5 protein-coding genes are annotated in these 5049 nt (G+C 74.5%); 3 read left to right on the forward strand and 2 right to left on the reverse strand.

The annotated features are described in order from the left end of the window. Nucleotides 1-158: 158 nt before the first annotated feature. Nucleotides 159-764 carry a lipocalin family protein gene (locus ACFWN1_RS31525; protein WP_384369597.1) on the forward strand — a complete coding sequence of 202 codons (606 nt, stop codon included), beginning with the start codon at nucleotides 159-161 and terminating at the stop codon, nucleotides 762-764. Nucleotides 765-824: 60 nt separating this feature from the next. Here the strand turns inward: ACFWN1_RS31525 and ACFWN1_RS31530 are convergent, their stop codons facing one another. Together ACFWN1_RS31530 and ACFWN1_RS31535 are read right to left on the reverse strand one after the other, a co-directional pair. After that, on the reverse strand, nucleotides 825-2432 hold the full coding sequence (locus ACFWN1_RS31530; protein ID WP_384369600.1) for a hypothetical protein: 1608 nt from the start codon (nucleotides 2430-2432) through the stop codon (nucleotides 825-827). Between the two features lie 93 nt (nucleotides 2433-2525). Then, nucleotides 2526-2720 carry a hypothetical protein gene (locus ACFWN1_RS31535; protein ID WP_030810431.1) on the reverse strand — a complete coding sequence of 65 codons (195 nt, stop codon included), beginning with the start codon at nucleotides 2718-2720 and terminating at the stop codon, nucleotides 2526-2528. Nucleotides 2721-2940: 220 nt separating this feature from the next. Between ACFWN1_RS31535 and ACFWN1_RS31540 the strand changes: the two genes are divergently transcribed. Together ACFWN1_RS31540 and ACFWN1_RS31545 are read left to right on the forward strand one after the other, a co-directional pair. After that, entirely contained in the window at nucleotides 2941-3333 is a 393-nt protein-coding gene (locus tag ACFWN1_RS31540; RefSeq protein ID WP_384369604.1) for an ankyrin repeat domain-containing protein, read from the forward strand. Nucleotides 3334-3637: 304 nt separating this feature from the next. Next, nucleotides 3638-5049, forward strand: a 1412-nt coding sequence (locus ACFWN1_RS31545) for a HEAT repeat domain-containing protein (RefSeq protein WP_384369607.1), incomplete at its 3' end; no start/stop codon positions are given.

Below are 5049 nucleotides of genomic sequence, written 5' to 3' on the forward strand. Positions count from 1 at the left end.
GTCGTGCGGCCCGGCACCCGGGGCCCCGCCGGCCGTGGCCGGATGCGGCGGTTTCGCCGGGCGGTCGGAGGGGGAGCAGGTGCGCGCGAGGGACCAGGGGGCATCAGTGGGACGGCAGGTTCGGCGCCGGCCGCACCGCTTCACAGGAGGAGGACGTCGTGTCCCGGAAGATTCGCAGGTGGACCACGGTCGCGTCGACGGCGCTGCTGGCCGCCGCCGTGGCGCTGCCCGCCTCGGCCGCGTCCGCGGCCCCGCGCCCCGCGAGCGAGCCCGCACCCGCGGGGAACGTCGACGTGGCCCGGTATCTGGGTTCCTGGTACCAGGTGGCGGCCGTGCCCGCCCTGTTCGAGGCGCAGTGCAAGAAGAACGCCCGCGCCGAGTACGGCCTCACCCCGCGCGGGACGGTCTCCGTCGAGAACAGCTGCGACACCTGGTTCGGCACCCGCAGCACCGTCAAGGGCGACGCCAAGCCGCTGGACGGGTCCAACGCGCGCCTGAACGTGTCCTTCCTCGGGCTGAACGGCACGTACGCGCACAGTTCGCGCGCCAACTACATCGTGGTGGGACTCGACGAGGACTACACCTGGGCCGCGGTGACCGACGCCGACCGCCGGAGCGCCTTCGTGCTCTCCCGCACGCCCGCCCTCTCGGCCGGCCAGGCCAGCGCGGCCGGTGAGGCGCTGCGTGCCGCCGGTGTGGACCCCTGTTCGGTCAAGTACACGCCCCAGGACGGCGGCTCCGCCTCCCGGGCACCCTTCTGCTGACGCCGTAGGCACACGACGGTGCCCGCTCCGGAAACCGGAGCGGGCACCGTCGTGCCGGGTTCAGGCCCGGTCGGCCGGCAGCGGGTCCGCGGGTTCGGCGGGGGCGACGACCTCTGTCGCGCGGGCCGGTTCCGGGTCCGCCGGGGCCGTGCGGGCCGGGAGCAGGGACAGCACCGCCTGGCGGGCCGGTTCCGGGGTCGCCTCGTCGTAGGGGTCCGGCGTGGCCGGGACCTGGAGGCGGTGGACCGGGCCGGAGCCCAGGCGGGCGTAGCCGCGCCCCGGGGGGATCTGGTCCGGCGGGGTGGTGGGAGCGGGCGCGCCCAGGAACCCGGCGACCTGCTGCGGGGACGACGGGCCGAGGACCACGCGCGCGCGGGTGTACCGGCCGATCGCCTCGCTCAGGCTGTCCGCGCTGTCGAACTGCTCGGCCACCACCACCGTCACCCCTGCCGCCCGCCCGTGCCGCAGTGGGACCTGCAGCAGGGCCTGCGGGTCGGTGCGGTGCTCCGCCTCCGCGAGGTGGGTGAAGACGGTCGGCCGGTCCAGGAGGAGCCACAGGGGACGCGTGGTGTCCTCCGGTGGCGGGCTGCCCGCCTGCCGGGCCTGGTTCACCGCGAGGAGCCGCCGTTCGGTCTCCCGCGCCGCCCACTCGAGACCGGCCACCGCCCCCGCCGGGGCGCACTTGACGGCCAGCACGCCCTGCCGGCCGGTCAGGCAGGAGTACTCACCGGTGCCGCCGCCGTCGACGATCATGACATCGCCGTGCCGCAGCGCCTGGAGGGCGATGGAGCGCACCAGGGTGGACGTACCGCTGCCGGGCTGCCCCATGATCAGCAGGTGTGGCTCCGGCGACCTGCTGCCGGTGCGCCAGAGCACCGGAGGCACGTCGCGGCTCTCCTCGCCGTAGGAGAGCGGGAGCGTGCGCCGCACCTCGTCGGGGTCGGTGAGGCCGAGCACGGTCTCGCCCGGCGCGGTGACGAAGCGCTGGGCGACGACGTCGGCGGGCAGGGCGGCCAGGACGCTCAGCGTGAGCCGGTTGCTCTCCTCCTCCCACGTGAAGCGGTACTCCCGGCCGCGCCCCGCCTTCGCGGTCAGCAGCCGCTCGACCCGCGCGCGGGCCTCCGGGTCGCCGTCCGGGAAGTACGCCGGGTAGCGCATGACGATCCGCTCCAGCCGCCCGCCGTCGTCGAACTCGTGCTCCGCGAAGACGGCCGCCCACTCACCGCCGTGCGCGTACAGCGGCGCCGGGTCGTCGGCGACGGCGAAGCACGGCACCAGTGCCTCGTACAGCGACTGGAGCCGTTCCAGCTGTGCCTCGTCCTGGCCGTCGGGGGCGGCCGGGGCGTGGTCGCGTCCGTACCAGGCCGCCGCGACCATCAGGGACACGGCGGCCAGCAGCGGGCCGTACGGCATGAGCGCCACGGCCATGATCACGGCCGCCGCCAGGAACAGCAGCGGGCCCCGCTTGTCCTTCGGGGTGGCCGCCCACCTGTCCCGCCCGGTCAGGGCCAGCAGGCGCAGGCCGCGCGAGATGGTGATCAGCGGGTGGAGGACGTCCGTGGCGCTGTCGGCCGCCGTCCGGGCCAGCTCCCGGCTCCGGGCGAGCTGGGTGCGGGCGAGCCGCGCGCTGTCCTTGCTCAGAATGCGGGGGAGTGGGCGCCGGGCCACTGCTGTCTCCTGTGGGTGGGTGGGTGCGGGCGTGGGGAGACTCCCCCTCGGACGGGACCCGCCGGTCCGCGCGGCCTCGGGGGAGGGGCCGGGTCAGAACTTGATGCCGCCGAGGAGGCTCGCCAGGCTTTCGCCGCCCGCCTTGATGCTGGGGGCGATCGCCGTGCTCGCCAGGTAGAAGCCGAACAGGGCCGAGACGACGGCGTGCGAACCCTTGAGCCCGTCCTTGCGGAAGAACAGGAAGACGATGATGCCGAGCAGGACCACGCCGGACATGGAGAGGATCATTTGGGACCTCCTGGTGTCGAAGGGGGGACAGTCACCATGAGTACTTCCAGGATCACAGAATGTATCTATACGATAAAAGGTGCAAGTGGGTGAAATCAGGCGTTTTTCCCACGGGTGGTGTAGCCGTCGGTCACCCGGCCGGTCAGAGCCCCCGCGCCGGTGCGCCAGCCAGTACGCTGGCGATTCACCCGAACGGAAGTCATGAGAGGCGGTCCGGCCGATGAGCGAAGCCCCCGACCCGGAGGTCGTGGAGCTGGCCACCAAGATCTTCGATCTGGCCCGGCAGGGGCGGACCGAGGAGCTGGTGGCGTACGTGGACGCGGGCGTCCCGGCCGGCCTCACCAACGACCGCGGTGACTGCCTGGTGATGCTCGCCGCGTACCACGGACACGCCGACGCGGTGCGGGCACTGCTCCAGCGCGGCGCCGACGCCGACCGGATCAACGACCGGGGCCAGACCCCGCTCGCCGGAGCCGTCTTCAAGGGCGAGACGGCGGTCATCCAGGCGCTGCTCGACAGCGGAGCCGATCCGGCCGCGGGAACCCCCTCGGCCGTCGACACCGCCCGCATGTTCGGCAAGGTGGAACTACTGGAACTGTTCGGCGCACGCTGACACTTGGACGGCCGGCCCCCTCGGGGGGCGGAGAACGACGGGGGGAGGCGGAGGGGGACCGCCGTAAATACGGTCGCGGCGGCACAAACCGCGGGTCATCATGACGACGTGATTCACGGACGTGGTGGCCGGGCAGGTGCCGCACCACGCGGACCGTGAAGCGGCCCGCAAGGGGCCCCGACGAGAGGCAGAGAGAAATGGGCAGCAGCAAGCAAGAGACGGCGGGCGTTCCGACGTTGTGTCACGCGGCCAGGTGACGAGTGATCCCCAGGTTGCGTCGACGCTTGATGTGAGGCTGTTTCCCATGTTCGATCCGGTCATAGCGCCCAGCGGCACCCTGCTCGGCCTGCTCCAGCGGGGCCGGGGCGACGGCACCCTGCACGCGCTCACCGCTCCCCGCGCGGAAGCGCTCCAGGCCCTCGACCACTGCGTGCTCCACGATCCCCGCCACGACTGGCAGGTGGAGAACCGCTCTCTGTACTACGCGCGCCTCTACCTCGACCTGAACGGCGACCTGGACGCCATCGAGGCCCACCTCCTCGACCCCGAGGACGCCCTGCACACCGACGAGTCCCGCACCGGACTCGCCCTCGCCGTCCTCGGCCACCTCGCCTCCTACGGCAGGCTCGACGCGCTCGCCCTGCTGCGCCGGTACGCGGCCCAGGGCGCCAACTGGGCCTGGGCGCTGGACGAGCTGGCCCTGCGCGACGACGACGCGGGCCTGCGCGCCCTCGCCGCCCCCGTGCTGGGCCGCTTCGGCGCCGACCCGGCCGGTGAGGCCGAACTCGCCGCCGCCGTCCGCGACGCCTTCGAACCGAGGCCCTGGCGCCTGTGGGCCGACGACCCGCGGGAATCCGTCTCCACGCGCGTGCGGGCCGCCCGCGAGGCCGGCAGCTTCGACCGCTGGCAGCGGCAGCTGCGCCCCACCGGGCCCCGCCCCGGCTGGAGCGTGGACGCCGTCTTCGAATGGGCCCAGCAGGGCATCGAGCGCGGCGCCGCCCTCCATGTCCCCGCCGCCCGCTGCCTGGTCGCCGTCGCGGCGCCCGAGGACCGGCCGGAGATCCTCGCCGCCGCCCGCGCCGGCACCGAGGGCGCCCGCTGCACCGCCCTGCGCTATCTCGCCGACAGCGGGGCGCCCGAGACGCCCGACCTGGTCGAGGCCGCCGTGTCCGACGGAACCGGGACGGTGGTGGACGCCGCGCTCGACGCCTTCGAGCGGATGCGGACCCCGGCCGCCGTGGACCGCGCCCGCCGCTGGGCCCAGCGGCCCGACGCGCTCGGTGCCGCCGCCGGCCGCGTCCTCGCCTGCCGGGGCGGTGTCCAGGACCGCGACCTGGTCCTCGGCGCCCTGCGCGAGGCCGTGCGGGGCGAAGGCCCCGACGCGCCGACCCTGTGGACCCTGGTCGACGGCGCCGGACGTCTCGGCATCGCCTGCGCGGCGCCCGTGCTGCGCCATATCTACCGCGAGACGGCCTCCTCCCATCTGCGCGGCCGCGCCGCCCGCGCCCTAGCCGCCACCGACCCGTCCTTCGCCGCCGGGTTCGCCGTCGAGTGCCTCTGGGACTGCGAGGAGACCACCCGCGAACTGGCCGCCCGCCACGCCGAGACCGGCGACGCCCGCGTCGTCGAACGCCTCCGCCGCCTGGCCGCCGACCCCGCCGAGGAGGACGAGGTCCAGACCGCGGTCCGCAGCCGCTTCGAACAGGACCCGCAGAC

Source organism: Streptomyces sp. NPDC058459 (assembly GCF_042721685.1).
GTDB lineage: Bacteria > Actinomycetota > Actinomycetes > Streptomycetales > Streptomycetaceae > Streptomyces.